The sequence below is a fragment of the Massilia putida genome, assembly GCF_001941825.1.
GTDB lineage: Bacteria > Pseudomonadota > Gammaproteobacteria > Burkholderiales > Burkholderiaceae_D > Telluria > Telluria putida.
The window spans coordinates 4,094,230-4,119,848 of the sequence record NZ_CP019038.1; the positions used below are offsets into that span (position 1 = coordinate 4,094,230).

23 protein-coding genes are annotated in these 25,619 nt (G+C 67.5%); 9 read left to right on the top strand and 14 right to left on the bottom strand.

Going from position 1 to position 25,619, the window contains the following annotated elements:
* Positions 1 to 2 precede the first annotated feature (2 nt).
* Both BVG12_RS20420 and BVG12_RS20425 read right to left on the bottom strand, forming a co-directional pair.
* Positions 3 to 683, bottom strand: coding sequence for an ABC transporter ATP-binding protein (locus tag BVG12_RS20420; RefSeq protein ID WP_075794003.1), 681 nt, complete (start codon positions 681 to 683; stop codon positions 3 to 5).
* Positions 684 to 725: 42 nt separating this feature from the next.
* A complete protein-coding gene (locus BVG12_RS20425; protein ID WP_075794004.1) occupies positions 726 to 2,009 on the bottom strand; it encodes an efflux RND transporter periplasmic adaptor subunit in 1,284 nt (427 codons plus the stop codon).
* A 170-nt stretch (positions 2,010 to 2,179) separates the two neighbouring features.
* Here BVG12_RS20425 and BVG12_RS20430 point away from each other — a divergent pair, with 170 nt between their 5' ends.
* The 4 genes from BVG12_RS20430 (at position 2,180) to BVG12_RS20445 (ending at position 8,392) form a co-directional block, all read left to right on the top strand.
* A complete protein-coding gene (locus BVG12_RS20430) occupies positions 2,180 to 3,517 on the top strand; it encodes a sigma-54-dependent transcriptional regulator (protein ID WP_075794005.1) in 1,338 nt (445 codons plus the stop codon).
* Positions 3,507 to 4,742 (top strand): sensor histidine kinase, encoded by a 1,236-nt coding sequence (locus BVG12_RS20435; protein WP_075794006.1) that lies wholly within the window; start codon positions 3,507 to 3,509, stop codon positions 4,740 to 4,742. Before BVG12_RS20430 ends, BVG12_RS20435 begins: the two co-directional genes overlap by 11 nt.
* 88 nt (positions 4,743 to 4,830) lie before the next feature.
* Positions 4,831 to 6,993, top strand: a complete 2,163-nt coding sequence (locus BVG12_RS20440; RefSeq protein ID WP_075794007.1) for an HAF repeat/PEP-CTERM domain-containing protein — start codon at positions 4,831 to 4,833, stop codon at positions 6,991 to 6,993.
* Positions 6,994 to 7,087: 94 nt separating this feature from the next.
* Positions 7,088 to 8,392 carry an MFS family transporter gene (locus tag BVG12_RS20445; RefSeq protein ID WP_075794008.1) on the top strand — a complete coding sequence of 435 codons (1,305 nt, stop codon included), beginning with the start codon at positions 7,088 to 7,090 and terminating at the stop codon, positions 8,390 to 8,392.
* Between the two features lie 160 nt (positions 8,393 to 8,552).
* Here BVG12_RS20445 and BVG12_RS20450 read toward each other — a convergent pair whose 3' ends face one another.
* The 9 genes from BVG12_RS20450 to BVG12_RS20490 form a co-directional block, all read right to left on the bottom strand.
* A complete protein-coding gene (locus BVG12_RS20450) occupies positions 8,553 to 9,020 on the bottom strand; it encodes a GNAT family N-acetyltransferase (protein ID WP_075794009.1) in 468 nt (155 codons plus the stop codon).
* 14 nt (positions 9,021 to 9,034) lie between these two features.
* The gene (locus BVG12_RS20455; protein ID WP_075794010.1) at positions 9,035 to 10,045 is read right to left on the bottom strand and encodes a histone deacetylase family protein; all 1,011 of its coding nucleotides are present in this window, start codon (positions 10,043 to 10,045) and stop codon (positions 9,035 to 9,037) included.
* 213 nt (positions 10,046 to 10,258) lie between these two features.
* Positions 10,259 to 11,854: a glutamate--cysteine ligase gene (gene gshA / locus BVG12_RS20460; RefSeq protein WP_075794011.1), complete on the bottom strand. Its 1,596-nt coding sequence runs from the start codon at positions 11,852 to 11,854 to the stop codon at positions 10,259 to 10,261.
* A 247-nt stretch (positions 11,855 to 12,101) separates the two neighbouring features.
* Positions 12,102 to 13,859, bottom strand: coding sequence for a DUF885 domain-containing protein (locus BVG12_RS20465; RefSeq protein WP_075794012.1), 1,758 nt, complete (start codon positions 13,857 to 13,859; stop codon positions 12,102 to 12,104).
* Positions 13,860 to 13,938: 79 nt separating this feature from the next.
* Entirely contained in the window at positions 13,939 to 14,766 is an 828-nt protein-coding gene (gene prmC / locus BVG12_RS20470) for a peptide chain release factor N(5)-glutamine methyltransferase (RefSeq protein WP_075794013.1), read from the bottom strand.
* Positions 14,766 to 15,236, bottom strand: coding sequence for a disulfide bond formation protein B (locus BVG12_RS20475; protein ID WP_075794014.1), 471 nt, complete (start codon positions 15,234 to 15,236; stop codon positions 14,766 to 14,768). The genes prmC and BVG12_RS20475 overlap by 1 nt, the downstream gene beginning before the upstream one ends.
* A 130-nt stretch (positions 15,237 to 15,366) precedes the next feature.
* Positions 15,367 to 16,443 (bottom strand): peptide chain release factor 1, encoded by a 1,077-nt coding sequence (gene prfA / locus BVG12_RS20480; RefSeq protein WP_075794015.1) that lies wholly within the window; start codon positions 16,441 to 16,443, stop codon positions 15,367 to 15,369.
* A gap of 73 nt (positions 16,444 to 16,516) precedes the next feature.
* Positions 16,517 to 17,791 (bottom strand): glutamyl-tRNA reductase, encoded by a 1,275-nt coding sequence (gene hemA / locus BVG12_RS20485; RefSeq protein ID WP_075794016.1) that lies wholly within the window; start codon positions 17,789 to 17,791, stop codon positions 16,517 to 16,519.
* 53 nt (positions 17,792 to 17,844) lie between these two features.
* A complete protein-coding gene (locus BVG12_RS20490; protein ID WP_075794017.1) occupies positions 17,845 to 18,534 on the bottom strand; it encodes a response regulator transcription factor in 690 nt (229 codons plus the stop codon).
* Positions 18,535 to 18,744: 210 nt separating this feature from the next.
* On the opposite strand from BVG12_RS20490, the gene BVG12_RS20495 reads away from it, so the two are divergent.
* Positions 18,745 to 19,257: a DUF697 domain-containing protein gene (locus BVG12_RS20495; protein ID WP_075794018.1), complete on the top strand. Its 513-nt coding sequence runs from the start codon at positions 18,745 to 18,747 to the stop codon at positions 19,255 to 19,257.
* A 91-nt stretch (positions 19,258 to 19,348) separates the two neighbouring features.
* On the opposite strand, the gene minE is transcribed toward BVG12_RS20495, so the two are convergent.
* The 3 genes from minE to minC are packed head-to-tail and all read right to left on the bottom strand — an operon-like array spanning position 19,349 to position 21,255.
* Positions 19,349 to 19,600, bottom strand: a complete 252-nt coding sequence (gene minE / locus BVG12_RS20500; protein ID WP_036231293.1) for a cell division topological specificity factor MinE — start codon at positions 19,598 to 19,600, stop codon at positions 19,349 to 19,351.
* Between the two features lies 1 nt (position 19,601).
* Positions 19,602 to 20,417 (bottom strand): septum site-determining protein MinD, encoded by an 816-nt coding sequence (gene minD / locus BVG12_RS20505; RefSeq protein WP_075794019.1) that lies wholly within the window; start codon positions 20,415 to 20,417, stop codon positions 19,602 to 19,604.
* Between the two features lie 52 nt (positions 20,418 to 20,469).
* Complete coding sequence (minC, locus tag BVG12_RS20510; RefSeq protein WP_075794020.1) at positions 20,470 to 21,255, bottom strand: septum site-determining protein MinC; 786 nt, start codon at positions 21,253 to 21,255, stop codon at positions 20,470 to 20,472.
* Positions 21,256 to 21,724: 469 nt separating this feature from the next.
* Between minC and BVG12_RS20515 the strand changes: the two genes are divergently transcribed.
* The 4 genes from BVG12_RS20515 (at position 21,725) to BVG12_RS20530 (ending at position 25,608) form a co-directional block, all read left to right on the top strand.
* A complete protein-coding gene (locus tag BVG12_RS20515) occupies positions 21,725 to 22,900 on the top strand; it encodes an acetyl-CoA C-acetyltransferase (protein WP_075794021.1) in 1,176 nt (391 codons plus the stop codon).
* A gap of 94 nt (positions 22,901 to 22,994) precedes the next feature.
* The gene (phbB, locus tag BVG12_RS20520) at positions 22,995 to 23,735 is read left to right on the top strand and encodes an acetoacetyl-CoA reductase (protein WP_075794022.1); all 741 of its coding nucleotides are present in this window, start codon (positions 22,995 to 22,997) and stop codon (positions 23,733 to 23,735) included.
* 151 nt (positions 23,736 to 23,886) lie between these two features.
* Positions 23,887 to 24,273 (top strand): DUF2750 domain-containing protein, encoded by a 387-nt coding sequence (locus tag BVG12_RS20525; RefSeq protein WP_075794023.1) that lies wholly within the window; start codon positions 23,887 to 23,889, stop codon positions 24,271 to 24,273.
* 15 nt (positions 24,274 to 24,288) lie between these two features.
* The gene (locus BVG12_RS20530) at positions 24,289 to 25,608 is read left to right on the top strand and encodes an amino acid deaminase (RefSeq protein ID WP_075796476.1); all 1,320 of its coding nucleotides are present in this window, start codon (positions 24,289 to 24,291) and stop codon (positions 25,606 to 25,608) included.
* The last annotated feature ends 11 nt before the right edge of the window (positions 25,609 to 25,619 follow it).

The following is a 25,619-nucleotide window of genomic DNA, read 5'->3' on the forward strand; positions in this document are numbered from 1 at the left end:
CCTCACGCCGCCAGCAATGCGTCGACGACAATGCGGCCGTCGAGCAGGCGCAAGGTGCGCGAGGCCTGCGCCGCGTGCGCGGGCGAGTGCGTGACCATGACGACGGTCGTCCCCTCGGCGTTGATGGCGCGCAGCAGGCGCATGACCTCGTCGCCGTGCGCCGTGTCGAGGTTGCCGGTCGGTTCGTCCGCGAGCAGCAGCGCGGGGCCGGCGACCAGGGCGCGCGCGATCGCCACGCGCTGCTGCTGGCCGCCCGAGAGCTGCGACGGCCGGTGCCCGGCACGGTGCGCCACGCCCAGCCGGTCGAGCATGTCGCGCACGCGGCGCCGGCGCTCGGCCGCGGGCGTGCCGGTGTATTCGAGCGCGAGTTCGACGTTCTCGAACACGCTCAGCTCCTCGATCAGGTTGAAGCTCTGGAAGATGAAGCCGATCTTCCCGCAGCGTAGCGCGTTCAGCCTGGCCTCGCTCCAGCCGGCCACGTTGCGGCCCTCGAACCAGTACTCGCCGGAGGTCGGCACGTCGAGCAGGCCGAGGACCGACAGCAGCGTCGATTTGCCGCAGCCGGACGGCCCCGTGATGGCCACGTATTCCCCGGCGGCGATCTCGAGCTCGATGCGGTCGAGGGCCGTGGTGCGGACCTCCCCCGCCGTGTGGACCTTGCTGACGCCTGATAGTCTGAGCATGTCTGTTCCTTGTTGGTTGATGTCGATGGTGGAGGCTGCGGGTTACTTCGTCAATTCCAGCCGCTCGGCCTTGCCGAACGCCGTGTAGCCGGACACGATGACGTCCTCGCCGGCGGCCAGGCCGGACAGGACCTCGACCTGGGTGTCGTTGCGGCGCCCGAGCCGCACCGTGCGCCGGCCGGCATGCCGTCCGTCCGGCGTCACGACGAAGACCCAGGCGCCGCCGCCGTCGTTGGCGAAGGTCCCCTGGGGCAGCAGCAGGGCGCGGGCCGGCTCGCCCAGCGTCAGGCGCACGTCCAGGCCCTGGCCCGGGCTGATCACGGGCGGCTGGCCACCCGTGAAGACCAGTTCGACGGTGAAGCGCCCGTCCTTGATCTGCGGGTAGATCGTCGCGACGCGCAGCGGATACGCGCGGCCGTCCTGGACCACCTGGCCCGGCCGTCCGGCAGCGACGCGGCTGAGATAGAACTCGTCGACCTGGGCGGACAGCTTGAAGCGCTGCGGATCGTCGATGCGGCCGATGCGCTGGTCGGGGCGCACCGTTTCTCCCACCAGCAGCCGGAAATCGGTCAGCACGCCGGCGGCCGGGGCGCGCACGGCCAGCGCGTCCACGGTCGCGTTCACGAGCTTCAGGCCCGCCTGCAGACCCGCGATCACGCCTTCGATCTGCTGCAGCACGCGCCGGCGCACCTGTTCCTCGGTGGCGTCGCTACGTCGTTCGTCGTCCAGGAGGCGGCGCTGCTGCGCCAACTTGTCGGCGGAATCCTCCAGCGCGGCCGTCGACAGGAAGCCGCGCGCCGCCAGGCCGGCGTTGCGTGCGTGTTGCTTGCGGGCCTGCTCCAGCGCGAATTCGAGGTCCGCCAGCCGGCGCCGGTGGTCGGTCCGGCTGGCCTCCTGGGCCACGCGCAGGTTGGCGAGGTTCGAGATCTGCTGCGCGTATTCGGTCTGGCGCGCCAGCAGTTCCAGGTTGCGCTGCGGGTTCGACAGGCGGAACAGCAGGTCGCCCTTCGCCACGTGCTGGCCGTCGTGCGCGACCACTTCCTCGACGCGGCCCGATTCGACCGAGTCCAGCACGACGGCGCGCAGCGGCTCGGCGCTGGCGCGCACGACGATCTCGTCGCGGAACACGCCCGGCGCCACGCGGGCGACGCGCACGTCGCGCGCCGCCACTTGCAGACCGTGCGGCAAGGCCTGCCACGCGGCGAAGGCCGCCAGCGCGACGGCGGCCAGCAGCGCGCCGGCGCGCACGGCCAGCCGGCCGCGCCGGACGGGCACGCGCACGTCCATGGCGGCACCGGTGATGAGGTGGGGAGAAGGCGTGGTCATGCCGGCACTGTTGCAAGCGCCGTGCCACGCCGGTTTTGCGCCGTTTTTTCCCGCTTTGGCGCGGGTTTTACGGCGCGACTGTCCGGATCCGGACAGAAGCCGGTGTGCGCTTCCGGACAGGTGACCGCCGGGCAGTACAACGCCGCCATGCACGCTGCTAGAATGGCCCGATGGTTGAACCCGGCACCCGACTCCTGATCCTCGACGACGACCGCGACGTCGCCTGCGCCGCGCAGATGCTGCTGCGTCGCCGCCATGGCGCGGTCGCGACGCTCGACGACCCGGCGTGCCTGGATGCGCTGCTGGCGGACGGCGTGCCGGACGTCGTCCTGCTCGACCTGAATTTCACGCCGGGGCGCATCGACGGCGCCGAGGGACTCGCCGTGCTCGATCGCCTGCGCACCTTGGCGCGGCCGCCGGCCGTGATCGCGCTGACCGCATATGCCGACGTGCCGCTGGCCGTGGAAGCGCTGAAGCGCGGCGCCGTCGACTTCATCACCAAACCCTGGGACAACGCCCGCCTGGCCGCCGCCGTCGATGCCGCGCTGGCGCGGCGCGCGGCCGCGAACGTCCCGGGCGCCTCGGCCCTGATGGGCGAGTCGGCGCCGCTGCGCGACGTGAAGGCCATGATCGCCGGCGTGGCGCCCACCGAGGCCAACGTGATGGTGTTGGGCGAGAACGGCGTCGGTAAGGAACTGGTGGCGCGTGCCATCCACCAGGCGTCGCGCTGCGCGGCGGGCACGTTCCTCGCCGTGGACATGGGCGCGCTGCCCGAGGCGACCTTCGAGAGCGAGTTGTTCGGCCACCGCAAGGGCGCGTTCACCGACGCGAAGAGCGACCGCGCCGGGCGCTTCCAGGCCGCGCGCGGCGGCACGCTGTTCCTCGACGAGATCGGCAACATGCCGTTGTCCGCGCAGTCCAAGCTGCTGACCGCGCTCGAGCGCAGGGAAGTCACGCCGATCGGCGCCGACCGCCCCGAGCCGGTCGACGTGCGCATCGTCAGCGCAACCAATCTCGCGGAAGACCGCCTGTTCGATCCGGCGGTGTTTCGTGCGGACCTGCTGTTCCGCCTGAACACCATCGTGGTTCGCGTGCCGCCGCTGCGCGCGCGGCGCGACGACATTCCCGCGCTGCTGCACCACTACCTGTCGTTGTACGAGGGCCAGTATCAGCGCCCGGTGCGCGAGCTGGCGCCGGCCGCGCTGGAGCGCCTGTGCGCCTGGGAGTGGCCGGGCAACGTGCGCGCGCTGCGCCACGCGTGCGAACGCGCCGTGATCCTCGGCGACGGGGCCGAGTACCGCTACGAGGACTTCGGGCTCGCGCCCGCCGCGCCCGCGCCGTCGCCCGTGCGCGGGGACGCGGCAGGGGATTTCAAGCTCGGCGCGCTCGAACGCGACACCATCGCCGCGGCGCTCGACAAGGCCAGGGGCAACATCAGCCTCGCCGCGCGTATGCTGGGCGTCAGCCGCGCCGCGTTGTATCGCAAGCTGGGCAAGCATGGCATCTGAAGCGCGCCTGAAGGCCGCGGCGCTGCTGGCGGCGGCCGGCCTGGCGGCGCTGGCCTTCGGCGCCGGCCGCGCGGACGATGCGCCGCGCGTCCTCGTGCTGTGCGTTCTGGCCGCCGTGGTGCCGGCGCTGGTCCTGTGGCGCAGCCTGAATGCGCTGGCCGCGCTGTGCCGGGTGCCTGCGGCCGCGCCGCGCGCCGTGCTGAACATCGAGCAGCAAAGCCTCGTCGACAATGCCCTGGCCCTGGAAGCGCGCCTGGAACACGCGCCTGTCGCGCTGTTCGGCATCGACGGCGGCGCCGGCGCCGGGAGCGGCCGCGTGGTGCCGCTGAACGCGAACGCGCGCAAGCTGCTCGCCCCGGGCCGCGCCACCGATGCCGCCGCCCTGTGCGGCCAGCTGGCCGGCCGGCCGCACGGCGACCGCACGCTGCTGCAGTTCGAGACCGAGCGCGGCACCGAGCGCGCGCTGGCGACGGTGTCCATGCTGACGCTGCACGGCCGCCCGCAGCGTCTCGCCGCGCTGATGCCGGTCGAGAGCGAGCTGGAAGCCGAGGCCCTGAACGCCTGGCGCCAGCTGGTGCACGTGCTTACGCACGAGATCATGAATTCGCTGACGCCGGTGGCGTCGCTGTCGCGCACCGCGCGCGACCTGGTCGAGGAAGCGCGTCCCGCGCTGCCGGCCGACGTGGCGGCGGACCTCGGCACGGCGCTCGATGCCATCGGCCGCCGTGCCGACAGCCTGGCCGATTTCGTCGCCAGCTACCGCAGCCTGTCGAACCTGCCGGCGGCGCGGCCCGAACGGGTGCTCCTCACCGCCCTGTTCGCGCGGCTGGATGCACTGGTCGGCCCGGCCTGGCGTGCGCGCGGCGGAGACGTCGAGTTCTCGGTCGAGCCGGCGTCGCTGGAGCTGATGGCCGACCCGGGACAGCTCGAGCAGGCCCTGATCAACCTGCTCAAGAACGCGTTCGAGGCCACGGGCGCGGGCGGCCGCGCGCGCGTCGGTGCCCGGCTGGTGCGCGGCGCGCGCCTGCGCATCGAGGTGGACGACGACGGGCCCGGCGTGCCGGACGCGCTGGCCGCGCACATCTTCACGCCGTTCTTCACGACGCGCAAACAGGGTGGCGGCATCGGCCTGGCGATGGTGCGTCAATTGGTACATGGCAATGGCGGCACGGTCCGCTACGCGCGCCCGGTGAGCCGCGGCGCACGCTTCGTCATCACGTTCTGAACGCGGCGCGTACGCCTGATTTCGCGCAGACCGGCGCGGCGTATCGCCCCTTATCGTTGGCACGCCTGAATCTCATCCGGAGCCTGCCATGTCGAAACGCCGTTGCCTGTTCGCCTTGTTGTTGCCCTTGTTCGCCAGCGCGCATGCGTGGGCCGATCCGCTGTACACCATCGATTTCCTGCCGACCGGCTTCGCGCCGTCGGCGCTCAATGACGCCGGCCAGATCGTCGGCACGTACGGCGGCGCGGCCGCCATCCTGTCCGGCGGCACCGTCACGAGCCTGGGCAATGTTTTGCCGGACAGCTACGGCCGCGCGATCAACAACCACGGCGATGTCGCGGGCACGCAGTACAGTCCGTACAGCGGCAGCGCCTTCGCCTGGTTCGGCGGCACCGTGGTGCCGGTCGGGGCGAACCTGTCGTCCGGCATGTATCCGTATTCGAACGCGACCGGCATCAACGACGCCGGCATGGTCGCCGGCAACGCTCAACCTGTCGCAGGCGAGGCGCAGCGCGGCTTCCTGTACGACAGCGGCGGCATCCACCTGATCGGCACGTTCGGCGGCGACTGGAGCTATGCCGCGGCCATCAACGCGTCCGGCGCGGTGACGGGCACGGCCACACTCGTCCCCACGCAAAACCCGACCGATCCCGACCGCCACGCCTACATCTACCAGGGCGGCACGATGCACGACCTCGGCACGCTGGGCGGCCTGCGCAGCGAAGCCTACGACATCAACGACGCCGGACTCGCGGTGGGCTGGTCGGAGACGAACGTCGACCCGGACAACGCTGCGCTGTCGCGGCCCTTCGTGTACCGCGACGGCCACCTGGTCGACCTCGGCTCGCTGGGCGGGTACTGGGGCTATGCGCGGGCGCTGAACAATGCCGGCGTCATCGTCGGCGCGTCGGACATCGTCACCGACGTCGGCTGGGGCTACCACGCGTTCATCTACAAGGACGGGCACATGGTCGACCTGAACACGCTCGTGACGGGGACGAACGGCTGGGAGATCATCGACGCCACCGACATCAACGACGCCGGCCAGATCCTGGGCCGCGCATGCCGCCTGGGCACGTGCACGGACGTGCGCCTGGATCTCGTGGCGGCCGTGCCGGAGCCGGGCAGCTGGGCGTTGCTGTCCGCCGGGCTGGTGCTGCTGGCCTGGCGTGCGCGCCGCCGCACGAAGCGTGCGCCGGTCCTCGGCCTGCTCCTGGCGTTCGCCGCGCCGGCCGTGCTGGCCGAGCCGCTGTACAGCGCGACCTTCCTTCCCGCTAACTTCACGGCCTACGGCATCGGCAACGACGGCAGCGTCGTCGGCAGCGGCACCAATGCGGACGGCCAGGGCCGCGCCTTCGTCTGGCAGGCCGGCACGACGACCTTCCTGCCGACGCTGGGCGGCCCGTCCGCCTACGCGACCGCCACCAACAACGGCGTCGTGGTCGGCGCCTCGCAGTCCGGCGACGTCACGCGCGGCTTCATCTATCGGAACGGCAGCATCCAGGGCATCGGCACGCTGAACGGCGGCGACAGCGTCGCCTACGGCATCAACGCGAGCGGCCGGGTCGTGGGCGATTCCACGGATGCGTCCGGCAACACCCGCGCGTTCCTGTACAGCGGCGGCACGTTGACGGACCTCGGCACCCTGGGCGGGACGGACGCCCGGGCGCGCGGCATCAACGATGCCGGCATGATCGTCGGCGGCTCCCAGCCGGGCCCGGGCTTTCCGAACGACGGTGCGCACGCCTTCCTGTACCACGACGGCACCATGCAGGACCTCGGCACGCTGGGCGGCGGTTTCAGCTGGGCCGAGGCGATCAACGATGCGGGCCAGATCGCCGGCTACAGCCTGACGAGCGGCAATGCCGCCTGGCATCCGTTCTTGTATAGCGGCGGCGCGATGCACGACCTCGGCTCCTTCGGGGGCGAGTACAGCGAAGCGCACGCCATCAATGCGGCCGGTGTCGTGGTCGGTTACTCGAGCTTCGTCGACTACGGCTTTTCGCACGCTTTCGTGTACGCCGGCGGCAGCCTGATCGACTTGAACACCGTCACGGGCGGCCTCGGCATCCAGGTGCTGACGGACGCCGTCGGCATCAACGACGCCGGCCAGATCGTCACCAACAGCTGCAACGACTTCGGCTATTGCGCGCCGGTGCTGCTCACACCGGTCCCCGAACCGTCGACGGCCCTGCTGCTGCTCGCGGGCGGCCCGGTATTGCTGTGGCGCGGCAGGCGGGCGCGGCGCTGACGCTGGCGACGGCAATATCGGGAAACTGCTATCCTGAGTCTGCGGCCGGGCCGGCCTGGCCGGCACGGCAATCGGCGAACTTTGGGAGACGGCAATGACCACGACGGATACGACGGACGCGCACACCATCGAACACCTCACGCCGCGCCAGCGTATCTTCGCCATCGTCGGCGCCTCGTCGGGCAACCTGGTCGAGTGGTTCGACTTTTATATTTATTCGTTCTGCGCGCTGTATTTCTCGTCGGCCTTTTTTCCAAAGGGGAACCCGACCACGCAGCTGTTGAACACGGCCGGCATCTTCGCGGCCGGTTTTCTCATGCGGCCCATCGGCGGCTGGCTGTTCGGCCGCGTCGCCGACCGCTACGGCCGGCGCAACGCGATGATGATCTCCGTGCTCATGATGTGCGGCGGCTCGCTGATGATCGCGGCGCTGCCGACGTATGCCAGCATCGGCACGGCGGCGCCCACGCTGCTGCTGGTGGCGCGCCTGTTCCAGGGCTTATCGGTAGGTGGCGAATACGGCACCAGCGCCACCTATATGAGCGAAGTGGCCCAGGCGGGCCGCAAGGGCTTCTTTGCCTCGTTCCAGTACGTGACCCTGATCGGCGGCCAACTGGCGGCCCTGCTCGTGCTGGGCATCCTGCAATTATTCCTGACGCACGATGAACTCAAGGCGTGGGGCTGGCGCATCCCGTTCGTCGTCGGCGCGGCCGCCGCCCTCGTGTCGCTGTACCTGCGCCGCTCGCTGCACGAGACGACCACCGCCTCCGAGCGCAAGAGCGAGGCCGCGGGCAGCGTCGCGTCGCTGCTGCGCAACCACCGGCGCGCGTTCGTCACGGTGCTCGGGTTCACCGCCGGCGGCTCGCTGATCTTCTATGCGTTCACGACGTATATGCAGAAATACCTGGTCAACACGGCCGGCATGAGCACGGAGACGGCCAGCCGCATCATGACCGTCTGCCTCCTGATCTACATGCTGCTGCAGCCGGCGTTCGGCGCGCTGTCCGACCGCATCGGCCGGCGCACGTCGATGATCTGGTTCGGGCTGCTTTCCGCCGTGTTCACGACGCCGATCATGATGGCGCTGCGCGGCGTCTCGAGTCCGCTGGCGGCCGGCGCCCTGATCATCTGCGCGCTGGCGATCGTCAGTTTGTACACGTCGATCAGCGGCCTGGTCAAGGCCGAGATGTTCCCTGTGGAGGTGCGCGCGCTGGGTGTGGGGCTGTCGTATGCGGTCGCCAACGCGATCTTCGGCGGCTCGGCGGAGTATGTGGCGCTGTGGTTCAAGCAGGCCGGCCACGAGCCGTATTTCTACTGGTACGTGAGCGTCATGTGCGCGCTGGCCTGCCTCGTCGCGGTCCGCATGCCCGACCCCACGAAGTCCGGCCTGCTCAAATGACGGGCGCGTCGAAAAAGCTGCTGCGCGTTGCATATTGGTGGGGCGCCTAGCCTGGCGATGCTCGCTACGGCGGACCGGCTGTACTGCTCGTACAGCTGCGCTTCTCAGGCTGCGCGCCCCGGCCAATCTGCTGTCGCTCGCGACGGTTGTTCGAGGTGCCCTAACCCCGGGCGGCGGGACGCAGCATGTCGATGTGCAGGATGCCGTCCTCGTCGTACGGCTCCGAGATCGTGCGGAAGCCGAAGCTCGCATAAAACGCTTCCAGGTGCGCCTGCGCGCCGATGCGGATCGCGTGGCCGGGGTGCAGGCGCTGCGCGCACGCGATGCCTTGCGCGACCAGCTCGCGTCCCAGGCCCGTGCCGCGCGTGGACGGGCTCGTGACGACGCGGCCCAGCGACATCTCGTCGTATTTCGCGCCCGGCGCCAGGCAGCGCAGGGTGGCGGCCAGCTCCCGCTTGCCGTCGATGGTCTTCCAGCCGAGCAGGTGATGCGCGCCCGGATCGAGGCCGTCGATGTCCGGGTACAGACACGTCTGCTCGAGCACGAACACTTGCTGGCGCAGCGCCAGCATCTCGTACAGGGCCAAAGCCGTCAGGTCGGCAAAGCCGCTCCACTGCCATTCGATCATTGTCATTTCCTGGTTCAGGCCGCTGTCTCGAATCCTTCGAGCACGTTGACCACATTGATACCGAGTTCGGGCACGACCGAGCCGCCTTCGAACACGAAGACGGTCGGCAGGCCGAGGAAGCCGATGCGTTCGCCGATACGTAAAAAATCGCCGCTGCCCAGGCCGAAGTGCGAACGCGGGTCGCCGCTAAAACCGTCGACGCCGAGCGACACGACGAGCGCCTGCGGAGAGAACCCCGCCATCTTGACGCAGGCCGTCTCCAGCGCAAGAAACCACTGCGCTGCGCCCGTCCCGCGCGGCAGCGGCACGTTCAGGTTGTGGCCGAGGCCCGGGCCGGCGCCCGTCTCGTCGGCATGCCCGGCATAGAACGGGTAGTCGGTGCGCGGGTCGGCGTGGATCGATGCGAACAGCACGTCCTTGCGCTGATAAAAGATGTTCTGCGTACCGTTGCCGTGGTGGTAGTCGATGTCGAGGATGGCCACGCGCTGCAGGCCGTCGTCGAGCAGATGCTGGGCCGCCAGCGCCGCATTGTTCAGGAAGCAGAAGCCGCCGAAATAATCGGCGCCGGCGTGGTGGCCGGGCGGACGCGTGAGCGCGAACGTGCCGCGTTCGCCCAGGCGCAGCGCATGCGCGGCGTTGATCGCGCAATCGGCGCCGGTCTTCGCGGCGATCCACGTGCCCGCCGTCAGCGGCGAGTCGCCGTCGAAGGCGTACAGGCCGAGGCGGCCGATAAAACTGTCCGGTTCGACGTCGCGGCGCATGCCTTGCAGGGGCCACACGGACGGCAGCAGGTCGCGTTCGGCGTTCAGCGGATCGAGCGCGAGCCACTCGTTCCAGGCGCTGCGCAGGAAGTGCAGGTAGCGCGGCGTGTGGGTCCGCTCCAGCGACGTGAGGGGCACGCCGTGCGGGGTGACGATGCGGCCCAGGCCGCGCCGCGCGAACTCGTTCGCCACGACGTCGATGCGTTCGGGTGGTTCCGATGCACAGGCGTGCTGGGTGTGGTGTTCGTTGAAGAATGTGAGCAAAGGAGCCTCGGACCGGGACCTCGATTCAGCACGACCGTCATTTCCGGCACTGCCGGAAATGACTTCCCGGGATTGCCGGAATGACTTCCCGCGCAGGCGGGAATCCATACGGAGTGACCGATGTCGTTCGTTCGCCGTACCGCAGGTTCGACCGGCTTCGGTGATTCCGCATGGATCCCCGCTTTCGCGGGGACGACGCGTTGGGACGACGCGTTAACTGTTACGGCACAGTGTACTACTGTTATACGCCGCCACGAAATCGTCGAACGACCCCGTATCCGTCGCCTCGATCTCCGCCTGCTCGGCCAGCGACGCCTGGGCCATCTCGTCGAACAGCGCCGTCTCGGCCGGCATCAGCGGATCGGCGCGGAAGGCCTGGGCGTGCAGCTCGCTCTGGCGCAGGCCGAACTTCGCGAACGAACCGAGCGTGCGCACTTCCTGCAGCACGCGCGCGGACGGGGTCTTTTCAGGGTCGGCGACCTTGGCCTTCTGCGCGTTCAGGGCATCCATGTGCGCGCCCTTGTAATTGTGCTCGTGGTCCAGCAGTTCGGCGATGGGGCGGATGCGTTCCAGCAGGTCTTCGGCCCAATCCTGGAGCAGCACTTCGTGGTCGTTGCGCGTGAGGGTCAGGCCCGGACGGCGGCCTTCCTTCACGGTGCGCGCGAAGTTGCGCGCATGGATCTGCCCCTCCATCGCATTGATCATGGGGCTTTCCTCGAGCGCGCAGAACAGCAGGAAGGCGTCGAGGAAACGGCCTGTCTCGAGCGCGATGCCGACCGGCTCGAACGGATCGACGTCCAGGCAGCGCACCTCGATGTACTGCACGCCGCGGGCGCACAGCGCCTGCACGGGACGTTCGCCGGTGCGGATCACGCGCTTGGGCCGGATCGTCGAATAGTATTCGTTCTCGATCTGCAGGATGTTGGTCGACAGCTGGACCCACTCGCCATCCTTCTTCGTACCGATCTCCGCGTACGGCGGATACGGGCGCTTGACGGCGTCCATCAGCGACGTCACATAGCTTTCCAGGCTGTTCTCGTGCGGACGCAGGCCGGACTGCGCGTCGTTCTGGTAACCCAGGTCGCTCATGCGCAGGCTCGTCGCGTACGGCAGGTACAGGGTGTCCTCCGACAGCGTCTCGAGATTGTGCTCGCGGCCGCGCAGGAAGCCCGTCGACAGCGTGGGCGACGCGCCGAACAGGTACATCAGGAGCCAGCTGTAGCGGCGGAAGTTGCGGATGGTCGCGATATAGCTTTCGGACTGGAAGTCGCGCAGGGCGTTGCGGCGTTCTTCCGGGATGCCTTCGTGTTCCGCCAGCAGCTTCCACAGCGCTTCCGGCAGCGAATAGTTGTAGTGGATGCCCGCGATGCATTGCATGGCCTTGCCGTAGCGCAGGGCCAGGCCGCGGCGGTAAACGTGCTTGAGCATGCCGATGTTCGACTTGCCGTACCAGGCGATCTCGATGTCTTCCTCGGCCGGCAGCTCGCACGGCATCGACTGGCTCCACAGCAGCTCGTCGCCCAGCTTCGAGTAGGCGTGGCGGTGGATCGCGTCCAGGCGGTGCAAGGCCAGGCCGATGTCGTGCTCGGCCGGCGTGATGAATTCGAGGAGCGCTTCCGCGTAATCCGTCGTGATCTGCGGATGGGTCAAGGCCGAGCCGAGCCGGACCGGATGCGGGGTCCGGGCCAGGCGGCCCTGATCGTCGACGCGCAAAGTCTCGCGCTCGATGCCGCGCAGGCCTTGCAGGAGCAGGCCGCGGTGGGCATCGTCGTCCAGCAGGGCCAGGCGGCGGGTCAGTTGGTTCGACACGAGGATTCCTTTCTTATACTGCCGTGAGACGCAGAGAGTAACCGAAATTGGCCGAGCGCGCCGGGCGTCCCTTAATATGACTTTTTTGTTAAGGCACGCCGCGAAATCTGCCGCGCGTTGCACTGCGGACCGGGCCGCGCAGGCTGCGATGCTCCGCGGCGGCGAACCGGCTGTACGATTCGTACCGCTGCGCTTCGCGAACAGCATTGCTGCCGCTCGCGACGGTTTTTCGAGGCGTCTTCATGCCTTAATGAACCTGGGCCGGCTCCGCCGTATTTTGCGCCGCGATCCAGTGGTCGATGCGCCGTTCCAGCACGTCCAGCGGCAGGGCGCCGTTTGCCAGCACCGCGTCGTGGAAAGCACGCACGTCGAAGCGCGTGCCCAGCGCCGCCTGCGCCCGCGCCAGCAGCGCGACGATGCGCAGCTGGCCGATCTTGTAGGCCAGCGCCTGGCCCGGCCGCGCGATCACGCGGTCCACTTCGACCTCGTTGTCGGCCGCGGGATTGGCCGTATTCGCGTTCAGGTAATCGACGGCCTGCTGGCGCGACCAGCCCAGCGCGTGGATGCCCGTGTCGACGACGAGCCGCGCGGCGCGCAACTGCTCGTCGGCCAGGCGGCCGAACTGCGAGAACGGGTCGCGCATCAGGCCCAGCTCAGGCCCGAGACCCTCCGCGTACAGCGCCCAGCCTTCGCCGAACGCCGGATACCAGCCGTGGCGGCGGAACGCCGGCAGGCCGTCGATGGCGTGGGCGCGCGCGACCTGGAGGTGGTGGCCGGGGACGCCTTCGTGCAGCGCCAGCGTCTCGACTTCCCAAAACGGCCGCGTGTCCAGGCGGCTCGTGTTGATGACGAGGGCTGCCGTGCGCGTCGGCGTACCCGCTTCGTAATACGCGCCGCCCTGCGTGTCGGCCCCGGCCTGCTGCACCGGTTTGACGGTCAGCTCCTCCTGCGGAATCACGCCGAACAGCGTCGGCAACTGAGCCTGGACGCGCGCGATGGTGCGCCGGTAGCGTTCCAGCAGCGCGTCGGCGGTCGTCGGGAACAGGCGCGGATCGCTGCGCGCGAACGCGACGAATTGCGGATAGGTTCCCTTGAAACCCGTGCGCGCGGCCGTCGCTTCCATCTCGGCGCGGATGCGCGCCACTTCCTTCACGCCCAGCGCATGGATCTCGGCCGGCGTCAGCGCCGTCGTCGTCGCATTCTTGACGAGCGTCGCGTACCAGGCCGCGCCGCCGGGCAGGCTCGCCGCCCCGATGGTGGTGCGCGCGGCCGGCAGGTAGTCGGTGCGCACGAAGTCTTCCAGCTTTTGCAGCGCGCCCGCAGCCGTGCGCAGGGCGGCCGCGCCATCGGCGGCGAGCTTCGTGCGCGTCTCTTCGGGAATGGTCGCGGGCAGGCGCTGGAACGGCGCGCCGAGGGCGCCGTCCTGCATGTGCTCGCGCAGCGCGTGCAGCTGCGCGGGCAGACCGGCCATGATGGCTTTCGGCGCCGTCCAGCCGGTACGAATCCCTTCGCGCATCTGCTCGATGATGCCGTCGACGTGGCGCGGCAGCGCGTTCAGGCGCGCGATGTAGTTGCGGTAGTCGTCCTCCGTAAAGAACGGCATCTGCGCGACGAGCTGCGGGAAGCGGATCTGCAGGCCGTCCTGGGCGCTGACCGGTTGCGGGTCGAACGAGATAAACGCGGCGCGCGCAAGAATGCGTTCCTGGTCGCCGGTGAACAGGTCCCAGGACAGGCGGTCCTGGCCGGCCAGCTGCGCGCGGTCGATCTGGCGCGCGAGGTCGAGCATGCGGCGCGCGTGCTCGATGGCGGCCGTTTCTTCCGCGAGCGAGGTGTCGGACAACAGCGCATCGTAGCGGTGGTCGCCGACGCTCGTGGCGAATTCGGGCTGGTGCTTGAGGCGCCATTGCCAGTCGCGCTCGAACAGGGCATGTGCCTGGTCGGTGGCGTCCGCCGCGAGCGCAACCAGGGGGCCCAGCAGGATGAGGGTCGCAAACAGTCGACGCATCGTGTGGCTCCGGGTGGTGGACCCGAAATTCTAACAAAGGGACAATCCGGGCCGCGCCGGGGAGGCCGAAGGGGGGCCGTTAAGCGAACCGCCCGCCGCTCACGCGCTCGATCCCGGCCAGGTCCTGCCAGCTTTGCACGTCGGTGTAGCCGGCCTCCGCTAGCCGCGCGCGCACGGCCGCCGCCTGGTCGTACCCGTGTTCCAGCAACAGCCAGCCGCCCGGCACGAGGTGGCGCGGGCTGCCCTCGATGATGATGCGCAGCGCGGACAGGCCGTCCGCATGGTCGGTCAGCGCGCCCACCGGTTCGAAGCGCAGGTCGCCCTGGGCCAGGTGTTCGTCGCCGGCCGCGATGTACGGCGGGTTGGAGGCGATGACGTCGAAGGTGGCGTCGGCGGCGAGCGCGTCGAACCAGCTGCTTTCCAGGAAGCGCACGCGCGCGCCGTTGGCGGCGGCATTCGCCCGCGCCACGGCCAGCGCGTCGGGGCTCACGTCCAGCGCGGTGACGTCGGCGTCCGGCCGCGTGTGCGCGACGGCGACGGCGATCGCGCCGCTGCCGGTGCCCATGTCGAGCAGGCGCGGCGTGTTATCCGGCAGGCGCTCGAGCGCCAGCTCGACGATCAACTCCGTGTCCGGACGGGGAATCAGCACGGCGGGGCCGACCTGGAAATCGAGGCCGAAGAATTCGCGCTTGCCGACGATGTAGGCGATCGGCTCCCCGCGCAGCCGGCGCGCCACCAGGTCGTCCAGGCGCGCGGCTTCGTCGGGCGTGAGCGGACGGTCGCCCTGCGTGATCAGCTGGACGCGCGTGAGGCCCGTCGCTTCGCACAGCAGGATGCGGTTTTCCAGCGGATCGAGGGGCAGGCTGGCCTGCACCGCCGCGATGCTGGCGCCGGGCGAGGTGGCCATCAACGCGCGCGCCGCACCAGCACCCAGACCAGGGCCAGCGTGAGGACCGTGAACCAGACGGCCGACCACTGCGGCACGTTCAGGCCGAACACGGTTTCCTGCGCCGCTTCGCACAGGCCGTCCGCGCGGAACAGCCCGGGCAGCAGGGTCGCGGTCGGGATCTTGTTGAGCGTCGTCTCCATCGGGTCGATGCCGCACGAGAAGCCCGGATGCGCCAGCACATACAAATGCTTGCCGACATAGCCGAGACCGCCCAGCGCGCACAGCAACGCGAGCCCCGCGCCGACCTTGATCTTGTTCGCGAATGCCCCGATCAGGCTGAAGATGGCGATGCCGAGGTACAAGTAGCGCTGGATGACGCACAGCGGGCAAGGCAGCATGTCCTTCGCGTGCTGCAGATAGAGGGCGGCGCCGATCAGGGCGAGGCTGACGGCGGCGATGGCGAGCAAGAGATTACGGGACGAGGACATGGGCTTCCTGGTTGGTGTGATCGAAACAGACATTTTCACTCTGGCAACTTAGAACCGTCTTAACACCGGGGTCAGAGCCCGATTTTTGGAAATTGCCCAAAACAGCGCTCTGACCCCGGTTTGACGTTTATCAGTCGCCCAGGGCGGCCAGCTGCTCCGCCTGGTGCTCGGCCGACAAGGCGTTCGTCAGCTCGTTCAGGTCGCCGTCCATGATCATGTCCAGTTTATACAGCGTCAGGTTGATGCGGTGATCGGTCAGGCGGCCCTGCGGGAAGTTGTAGGTGCGGATGCGCTCGCTGCGGTCGCCCGAGCCGATCAGGCTTTTGCGCGTGGCCGCTTCCTTGCTCTGCTGCTCGCGCAATTGCACGTCCTTGATGCGCGCGGCCAGCACCTTCATCGCCTGCGCCTTGTTCTTGTGCTGGCTGCGGTCGTCCTGGCATTCGACGACGATGCCGGTCGGCAGGTGCGTCAGGCGGACGGCGGAATCGGTCTTGTTGATGTGCTGGCCGCCGGCGCCCGAGGCGCGGTAGGTGTCGATGCGCAGGTCGGCCGGGTTGATCTGCACGTCTTCGACTTCATCCGCCTCCGGCATCACGGCGACGGTGCAGGCCGACGTGTGGATGCGGCCCTGGGTCTCCGTCGCCGGCACGCGCTGCACGCGGTGGCCGCCCGATTCGAATTTCAGCTTCGAATACGCGCCCTGGCCGACGATGCGCACGATGACTTCGCGGTAGCCGCCCAGGTCGGACGGCGATTCCGACACCATCTCGACCTGCCAACGGTTGCGCTCGGCATAGCGGGTGTACATGCGCAGCAGGTCGCCCGCGAACAGCGCGGATTCGTCGCCACCCGTGCCGGCGCGGATCTCGAGGAAGATGTTGCGCTCGTCGTTCTCGTCCTTGGGCAGCAGCATTTTTTGCAGCTCGATGTCCAGTTCCGCCATGCGCGCCTTGGCCGCGTCGATCTCGTCCTGGGCGAATTCCTTCATGTCCGGATCGGCCAGCATCTCCTGCGCGGCGGCGATGTCGCCCTGCGCGGTCTGGTACTGGCGATAGACGGCCACCAGCGGGCTCAGTTCGGCGTGTTCGCGGTTCAGCTTGCGGAAGCTGTCCATGTTCGCGGTGGCGCCTTCGGACATGAGCAGTTCGTCCAGTTCGACGAGGCGGTTGGCCAGTTGGTCCAGCTTGGCCAGCATGGATGGTTTCATAGTGTTCTTATCGGAATGACAGCAGACAAGCCGCAGGCAGCGGCACGCGGGTGCAACGAAGGACAGCAGGCCGCTAACGGCGGCCGCGGAACAGCTGGGGCAGCAGGCTGGCGAGGCGGGCGCGTTCGTCGCCCTGGGCGCGGTGCAGGGCCTGTTGCGGACCGTGCAGGAATTTTGCGGTGAGCCCCTTCGACAGGGCGTCGAGCACCGTGTCGATGTCTTCGCCCTTCGCGAGCAGCTTGCGCGCCCGTTCCAGTTCGGCCAGGCGCATCGCTTCGCTCGATTCGTGCAGGTCGCGGATCACGGGCACCACGGCGCGGTCGCCGATCCAGTGCATGAACGATTGCACGCGCGTCTCGATGATGGCCTCGGCCTGGGCGACGGCCGCCTGGCGGCTTTCGACGCCCGTGCGGACCACCTCGGCCAGGTCGTCGACCGTGTACAGGAACACGTCGTTCAGGCGGCCGACTTCCGGTTCGATGTCGCGCGGGACGGCCAGGTCGACCATGAACATCGGCCGGTGGCGCCGCGCCTTGATGGCGCGTTCGACGAGGCCCTTGCCGATCAGCGGCAGCGTCGATCCGGTCGACGAGATGACGATGTCGAACTGCGGCAGGCGCTCGGACAGGTCGGCGAGGCCGATCGCGCCGCCGTTGAAGCGCGCGGCCAGCGCTTCTCCGCGCGACAGCGTGCGGTTGGCGATCGTGATCGACTTCGGATTGTGGGCGGCAAAGTGCGTGGCGCACAGCTCGATCATTTCGCCGGCGCCGATGAACAGCACGTTCTGCTCGCTGACGCGGTCGAAAATGCGTTCCGACAGGCGCACGGCGGCGGCGGCCATCGACACGCTGTGCGCGCCGATCTCGGTGGTGGAACGTACTTCCTTCGCGACGGCGAAGCTGCGCTGGAACAGCTGGTGCAGATAGGTCCCGAGGCCGCCCGCCGCGTCGGCGACGCGCACGGCATCCTTCATCTGGCCGAGGATCTGGGCTTCGCCGAGCACCATCGAATCGAGGCCGGACGCGACGCGGAACGCGTGGCGCACGGCGTCGTGCTGTGGCAGCATGTACAGGTGCGGGCGCAGCTCGGAGAAATTCAGCCGGTGGTAATCCGCGAGGAAGCGCGCGGAGGCGTCGAGCGGATCGGGGGCGCCGCTGGCGGCGTACATCTCGGTGCGGTTGCACGTCGAGAGCAGCGCCGCTTCGTCCTCGCCCCGCGTATTAAAACGGGAAAACCACCCGCGCGCGGCCTGCACCGCGTCGCCGAGCTGCTCGGGCGCCAGCGCCAGTTGCTCGCGCAGCGAGACCGGTGCTGTGGTGTGATTGAGGCCGACGGCAAGGAGTTGCATGGGTGATCAAAAATTGGGCAGCGTGCCCATTATACCCCTACCGCGGCAGGGTTTCACGCGCCCAGCTTTTCCAGCCTATAACCGTAACTGTATACCGGCACGAGGCGGAACCCGTTTTCCGGACGCAGGCGCAGCTTGTTGCGCACGCGCGAAACGTGGGTGTCCATCGTGCGCGACGGGACGGCCGTTTCGCGCACCCAGATCGACTCGTGGATGTAGGCGCGCGACAGCGGACGGCCGAGGTTGCGGAAAAACAGCAGCGCCAGGTTGAATTCCTTGTGCGTGACGTCGATCTGCTCGCCGTCCATCATCAGGCGCCCCGGGCGGGTTTCGAAGATGTAGGGGCCGAATTGCAGCTGTTCGGCGCCGTTCTGCGACGGATAAGCCCGGCGCAGCAGCGCTTGCGTGCGTGCCACCAGCTCGCCGCGGCGCAGCGGTTTGACGAGGTAGTCGTCGGCACCGGCCGTGACGCCGGCGACGATGTCGTCTTCGGCAGCGCTGCCGGCAAGGAACATGGTCGGGGTATTCGGCGCCAGTTTTTCCTTGGCACGGCGCAGCAGTTCCGCCGCCGGGACGTCGGTCACTTGCCAGTCGACGATCAGCAGGTCGGTGCTGTCCTTGCGCAGTTGCCCCAGCAACTCTTTGCCACTGTCAAATGCTTGACAGCTGTGCCCAGCTCCGTTCAGAACTTGGCAGATGAGTTCTGCCTGGGTCGTATCGTTGTCCAGTACGGATATTCTCATGATTTTCAGGCTGTCTTAGCTGTGGGACTGTAGGACATCACTGTAGGAACATTCCTACAATGTCACTAAATATATCAGACTTTTAAAACGCAAAGCTACCGATGCCTCAGATAAATTCACATTTTCGTTGGGTAATTACGTCATAGTTGTGTCAAGCCGATGACACACTCGCGGTTACACTGTCCTGACATCCTTTGGTCAGGAGTGGATATGTTCAGGAAAAAAAGCCAGGAAAAGAGCGGGGAGCTGGCCCTGCTGCCGGTCTCCGGCGAGGACCTCGAACGGGTGCGCGAGCGTTGCCGCGGCCTCGTGCGCAAGCGCGCGGCCATCTCCGCCGGCGTGTCCGTGATTCCCCTGCCGGGCGTGGACGTCGTGGCGGACCTGTCCAGCTTTGCCGTGATGGTGGAAGAGATCAACCAAGCGTTCGGACTGTCGCCCGACCAGATCGACCGGCTGCAGCCGCGCATGCGCATCGCCGCCTACCAGGCCGTGGCGGCGCTGGGCGGTACGCTGGTGGGCAAGATTGTGACGAAGGAACTCGTCCTGAAACTGTTGCGGAAGTCGGGCGCCAAGCTGGCGGCCAAGTCGGCGGCGAAGATCGTGCCGCTGGCGGGGCAAGTCGCGTCGGCGGCGATCGGCTTCGCGTTATTCAGGCAGATGGGATACCAGCACGTGGAAGCCTGTTCGCGCGTGGCGCGCGAGGTGTCGGCGGCAACGGCATAGGGTGGACCGGGACGCTTGGTAGGGTGGGCACGCTGTGCCCACGCGAACGTCAGCGAACCGCATACGTTACGCGTGGGCTCGGGAGCCCACCCTACGCGTCCGGCAGGACGACGTTGACGTCGAGAACTTCCAGGTTGCCCTGGCGGTCGAGGGAAATCTTGATGTCCTCGGCGTTGACCTTCGTGTACTTGGAAATCACTTCGATCAGCTCGCGGTGCAGGGCGGGCAGGAAATCCGGGCCGCCGCGGCCGCTGCGTTCGCGGGCGATGATGATCTGCAGCCTTTCCTTGGCCGCCGTCGCGCTTTTCTGATTCTTGGGGAACAGGAATGAGAGCAGAGGCATATCACTTTGCTCCGAACAGACGCTGCAGGAAACCCGGCTTTTCGTAGTTGGTGAAGCGCAGCGGGACTTCTTCGCCCAGGAATCGCGACACGACGTCCTGGTAGGCCTGGGCCACGTCCGTGTCCTTGAAATGGATGGCCGGATTGCCCTGGTTCGACGCGTGCAGCACGGCTTCCGATTCCGGGATGATGCCGAGCAGGGGAATGCGCAGGATTTCCTGCACGTCCTGGAACGACAGCATCTCGTCGTTTTCCACGCGGCGCGGCGAATAGCGGGTGATCAAGAGGTGTTCCTTGACGGGCTCGCCGCCGCTCTGGGCGCGACGCGACTTGGCCTGCAGGATGCCGAGGATGCGGTCGGAGTCGCGCACCGACGACACTTCCGGATTCGTCACGATCAGGGCCTCGTCGGCGAACGTCAGCGCCATCAGGGCGCCGTGCTCGATACCGGCCGGCGAATCGCAGATGATGTATTCGAAGTCCATCTTGACCAGCTCGTTCAGCACCTGCTCGACGCCTTCTTCGGTCAGCGCGTCCTTGTCGCGCGTCTGCGATGCCGGCAGGATGAACAGGTTGTCGCAGTGCTTGTCCTTGATCATGGCCTGGGTCAGGCTCGCTTCGCCGTTGATGACGTTGATCAGGTCGTAGACGACGCGGCGTTCGCAACCCATGATCAGGTCGAGGTTGCGCAGGCCGACGTCGAAGTCGATGACGGCGGTCTTGTGGCCGCGCATCGCGAGGCCAGTCGAGAAGCTTGCGCTCGAAGTGGTCTTGCCCACACCGCCCTTACCGGACGTTACAACGATAATTCTTGCCATGAAAAAATTGTGTCCTTTTCAGTATCTGGTCAGTGCTGGTACATGGCGCGCTTTAGTTGCGGGTCGCCGAACCCAGCGATGATATATCGATTCGGTCGCCGACCAAACGGATTTGTGCCGGCTGGCGTGCCACCTCGGCCGGAAAACCCTCGTCGAACGTGCGGTAAACGCCCGCGATCGACACCAGTTCCGGCTGCAATTGCAGCGCGAAGATGCGCGCGCCCGCATTGCCCGACGCGCCGGCCAGGGCACGGCCGTGCAGCGGCGCGTACACGTGGATGCTGCCGTCGGCGATGAGCTCGGCGCCATTGTTCACGACGGCAGTCACGATCAGGTCGGTGCCGCGCGCGTAGATGCGCTGGCCGGCGCGCACCGGCGTGTCGACGATCATCGCCTGGACCGGCGCGAGGGCGGCCGGCGCGGGGGCGGGTGCCGGGGCGGCCGTGTCGACCGGCGCGGGCGCGGGGGCAGGCGCGGGCATCTCGCGGTCGCGGCCGGCGCTGGTTTGCAAGCCGCTGGTGCCGTCGTCCAGGAACAGGTCGTGGGCACGGATCACGTCGTGCAGCTTGGCCGGCGCGCCGCGCACGGCGACGGCGTTCAGCCGGTACTTCTTGAGCAGCGCGACCAGCGACTCCCAGTCGATGTGCGCAGCTTCCTCGGCGATGCCGGCGACGTCGATGACGGCGAATTCATCCTCGGAGAAATCGGATACACCCCCGGTCATCTGCTTGAGCGCGGCATCGATCGCGATCGGATCGGCCGAGTGCAGGATGGTCGAAATGGCCACGACCGTGGAGATCTTGATTTCGATGGGTAGGGGGCTCGAGCTTTTGGGCATAAATCAATGTGGTTGGCTTAGCCCGTGCATTCTACTGTGAAATTTAGCCCAACGGAAAAGGGTTTTGGCCGAGTTTATACGGGCGGCAACCCCTGTTTCCTGAACAAAAATAATGTCTGATAAAGATGCTCAGCCTTAAGCCAAATCAAGAAATAGACTGTTTTTTCCGTTGCATAAGCTGATAAGATTGATTTTGCTTAAACAAATTTTAAGCGAGGTCACTAATATTGTTGGCTTTCTGCCCAAGCCTTAGCGGAGATTGAGATTCATCAAGCGCACGACATGGTCGACCTGCCGCACACGCCGGCGTCACCCGCATCCGATGTAACCCATGTTTGCGATGTCACCGGCTTACCGCAACCGTTGTGCTTGTTTTTGGATTCTTCCAGGCCTGGTCAGAAAAAGGCCGACAGCAGGGCTGTCCACTCATTGAACCCCGGCCGCTGGGGCCGGGATACCGGAGATTGATATGGAAGATGTCGTAATCGTGGCCGCAGGCCGTACTGCAATCGGCAAGTTCGGTGGCACGCTCTCAAAAATTCCGGCTGCCGAGCTAGGCGCCCAGGTCATCAAGCACTTGCTGACGAAGACGGGCATCGATCCGGCCGCGGTCAGCGAAGTCATCATGGGCCAGGTCCTGACGGCCGGCGTCGGCCAGAACCCGGCGCGCCAGGCGGTCATCAAGAGCGGCCTGCCGGACAAAGTGCCGGCCTTTACCCTGAACATGGTGTGCGGCTCCGGCCTGCGCGCCACCCACCTGGCGGCTCAGGCCATCAAGTGCGGCGACGCGTCCATCGTGATCGCCGGCGGCCAGGAAAACATGAGCGCTTCGCCGCACGTGCTGAACGGTTCGCGCGACGGTTTCCGCATGGGCGATGCCAAGCTGACCGACACGATGATCGTCGACGGCCTGTGGGACGTCTACAACCAGTACCACATGGGCGTGACGGCCGAGAACGTCGCACGCAAGTACGAGATCTCGCGCCAGGAACAGGACGAATTCGCGCTGCAATCGCAGCTGAAGGCGGAAGCCGCGCAAAAGGCCGGCAAGTTCAAGGACGAGATCATCCCGATCGAGATCGCCTCCAAGAAGGGCACCACCGTTTTCGATACCGACGAGTATCCGAAGCACGGCGCCACGCTGGAAGGCCTGTCCAGCCTGCGTCCGGCCTTCAATAAAGAGGGCACCGTCACCGCCGGCAACGCGTCCGGCCTGAACGACGGCGCCGCCGCCGTGATCATGATGTCGGCCTCGAAGGCCAAGGAACTGGGCCTGACCCCGCTGGCCCGCATCAAGGCCTATTCGTCGGCCGGCCTGGACCCGGCCATCATGGGCATGGGCCCGGTCGACGCCGCCCGCCAGGCGCTGGAAAAGGCCGGCTGGACGCACGACGAAGTCGACCTAATGGAAATCAACGAAGCTTTCGCCGCCCAGGCCGTCGCCGTCAACAAGCAGATGGGCTGGGACACGTCGAAGATCAACGTCAACGGCGGCGCGATCGCGCTGGGCCACCCGATCGGTGCCTCGGGCGCGCGCGTGCTGGTGAGCCTGCTGCACGAAATGATCCGCCGCGACGCCAAGAAGGGCCTGGCTGCCCTGTGCATCGGCGGCGGCATGGGCGTTGCCCTGGCGGTCGAGCGCTGATTCATCATCCGCACGGCGCCACCGCTGGGGCGCCGTGCGGGTTTCGTAGTCAACAAAGTGTGTACGCTATCAAGCGAAAAACTAGGAGAAGACAATGGCTAGAGTGGCATTAGTGACCGGCGGCATGGGCGGCCTGGGTGAAGCGATCTGCATCAAGCTGGCGGCGCTCGGCTACAAGGTCGTGACGACGTACTCGCCGGGCAGCAAGAAGGCGGAAGGCTGGCTGGCGTCGATGCGCGAACAGGGCCATGACTTCAAGGCCTATGAGTGCGACGTGTCCGATTACGACTCGGCCCAGGCCTGCGTAGCCAAGGTCGTGCAGGAAGTCGGCCCGGTCGACGTGCTGGTCAACAACGCGGGTATCACGCGCGATATGACCTTCAAGAAGATGGACAAGGTCAATTGGGATGCGGTCATTAAGACCAACCTCGATTCCGTGTTCAATATGACCAAGCCCGTCGCCGACGGCATGGTCGAGCGCGGTTGGGGCCGCATCATCAACATCTCGTCCGTCAACGGCCAGAAGGGCGCGTTCGGCCAGACCAACTACTCGGCGGCCAAGGCCGGCATCCACGGCTTCACGAAGGCCCTGGCGCTGGAAGTGGCGCGCAAGGGCGTCACCGTCAACACCATCTCGCCGGGCTATATCGGCACCAAGATGGTGACCGACATCCCGGCCGAAGTGCTGGAATCGAAGATCCTGCCGCAGATCCCGATGGGCCGCCTGGGCAAGCCGGAAGAAGTCGCCGGCCTGGTCGCGTACCTGTCGTCGGACGAGGCAGCCTTCGTCACCGGCGCCAACATCGCCATCAACGGCGGCCAGCACATGCAGTAAGCCTCACCCTTGCAACCGGGGTCAGAGCCCGATTTTAGGCAATTTCCTAAAACAGGGCTCTGACCCCGGTGTTCGCCTGCGCGCCGGGGCACGGCCAGGTGTCGTATCCTCGTTCCGACGGCCGCCATCGGGCGCGCGTGGGAAGAAGGCGATGATCGATACTGAACAAGTGAAGGCCGTGGTGCGCCTGCCGGCGCCGCAGCGCTATGAATATTTCGTCAAGCGCGTGGCCGCCACGGGCATCGTGTGGGGCCTGTACCGCAACGGCTGGGCGCTGGCCGAAAAGGACGATGGAACGCTCGTGTTCGCCATGTGGCCGGACCGAGAATTCGCGCAGCTGTGCGCCGAATTCGAGTGGGAAGGGTACGAGCCGCACGCCTTTTCCCTGGACGACCTGCTGGGCGAGCTGCTGCCCCAGCTGCAGCAGGACGGCCTCGTGCCCGGCATCTTCCGCACGCCCGGTTCGAAAGGCGTGATGCCCACGCCGGGCCTGCTGCGCGTGGACCTCGAGGACGAATTGCGCAGCCTCGACGCTTGATTGGAGACGACCATCATGAATGCATTGCCGCACGGCGCATTGGCCCTGTCCAGCCTGGAAGAACAGATGCTGCTGCCCGGCGTGAAGGGCTTGCCGTTGACGGCGCCGCTGCGCCAGGGCGCCATCGGCGTGCAGGGCTGGAATGTGCTGCATGGCGATACGAGTTATCCCGTCGCGGTCCTTAAAACGTCCGCGCTGCGCCACAATCTCGACTGGATGCGCGACTTTTGCGAACGCCACGGCGTGCGCATCGCGCCGCACGGCAAGACGACGATGTGCCCGCAGCTGTTCGGCGCCCAGCTGGCGGCTGGCGCCTGGGGCATCACCTTGGCGAACGCGGTGCAGGTGCGGGTGGCGCACCGCTTCGGCGTGCGCCGCGTGCTCGTCGCGAACCAGCTCGTCGCGCGCAGCGACGTGCGCATGGTGCTGCAACTGCTGCACGACGACCCCGGTTTCGAATGCGTCGTGCTGGCGGACTCGCTGGCCGGCGTGGCGCGCCTGTCGGAGGAAGTCGACGCGCACCCGCTCACGCGGCCGTTGTCCGTGCTGGTCGAACTGGGCCTGTCGGGCAAGCGCGCCGGCTGCCGCACGCCGGAGGAAGCGCTGACGGTGGCGCGCGCCATCGAACGGGCGCCGGGCCTCGTGCTCGCCGGCTTCGAAGGCTATGAGGGCTTGCTCGTCTCCGACGACCACGATGCCGACCTGCGCGCCGTCTCAAGCTTCGTCGCGCGCCTGTGCGCGCTCGTGCGCGAGGCCGACGACGAAGGCCTGTTCGGCACGCGCGAGATCCTCGTGACGGCGGGCGGCTCGTCGTACTTCGACCTCGTCGCGCGCGGCTTCCAGGAATTGCACGGCCTGTCGCGGCCTTTGGTCCCCGTGCTGCGCAGCGGCTGCTACCTGACGAGCGACCACGGGATGTACCGGCGCCACATCGCAGCGCTCGACGCGCGCGAAGGTGTAAAACCGGACGAAGGCCTGCGGCCGGCGCTGGAGATCTGGAGCGTCGTGCAGTCGCGTCCCGAACCGGGCCTCGCGATCCTCACGATGGGCAAGCGCGACGCGTCGCACGACGCCGGCCTGCCGCTGCCGCTGTGGCATCACCGTCCGGGCCCCGGCGCCGCGCACACGCTGCCGGACGGCTGCGAGATCGTCAAGATGAACGACCAGCACGCGTACCTGCGCCTGCCGGACGGACCGGTGCGCGACATGCTGGCGGTGGGCGACCTGGTCGGCTGCGGCATCTCGCATCCGTGCACGACGTTCGACCGCTGGCCGCTGCTGCTGGCCGTGGACGACGACTACGCCGTGGAATTCGCACTCAACACTTTCTTCTAGAACGGCCGGGC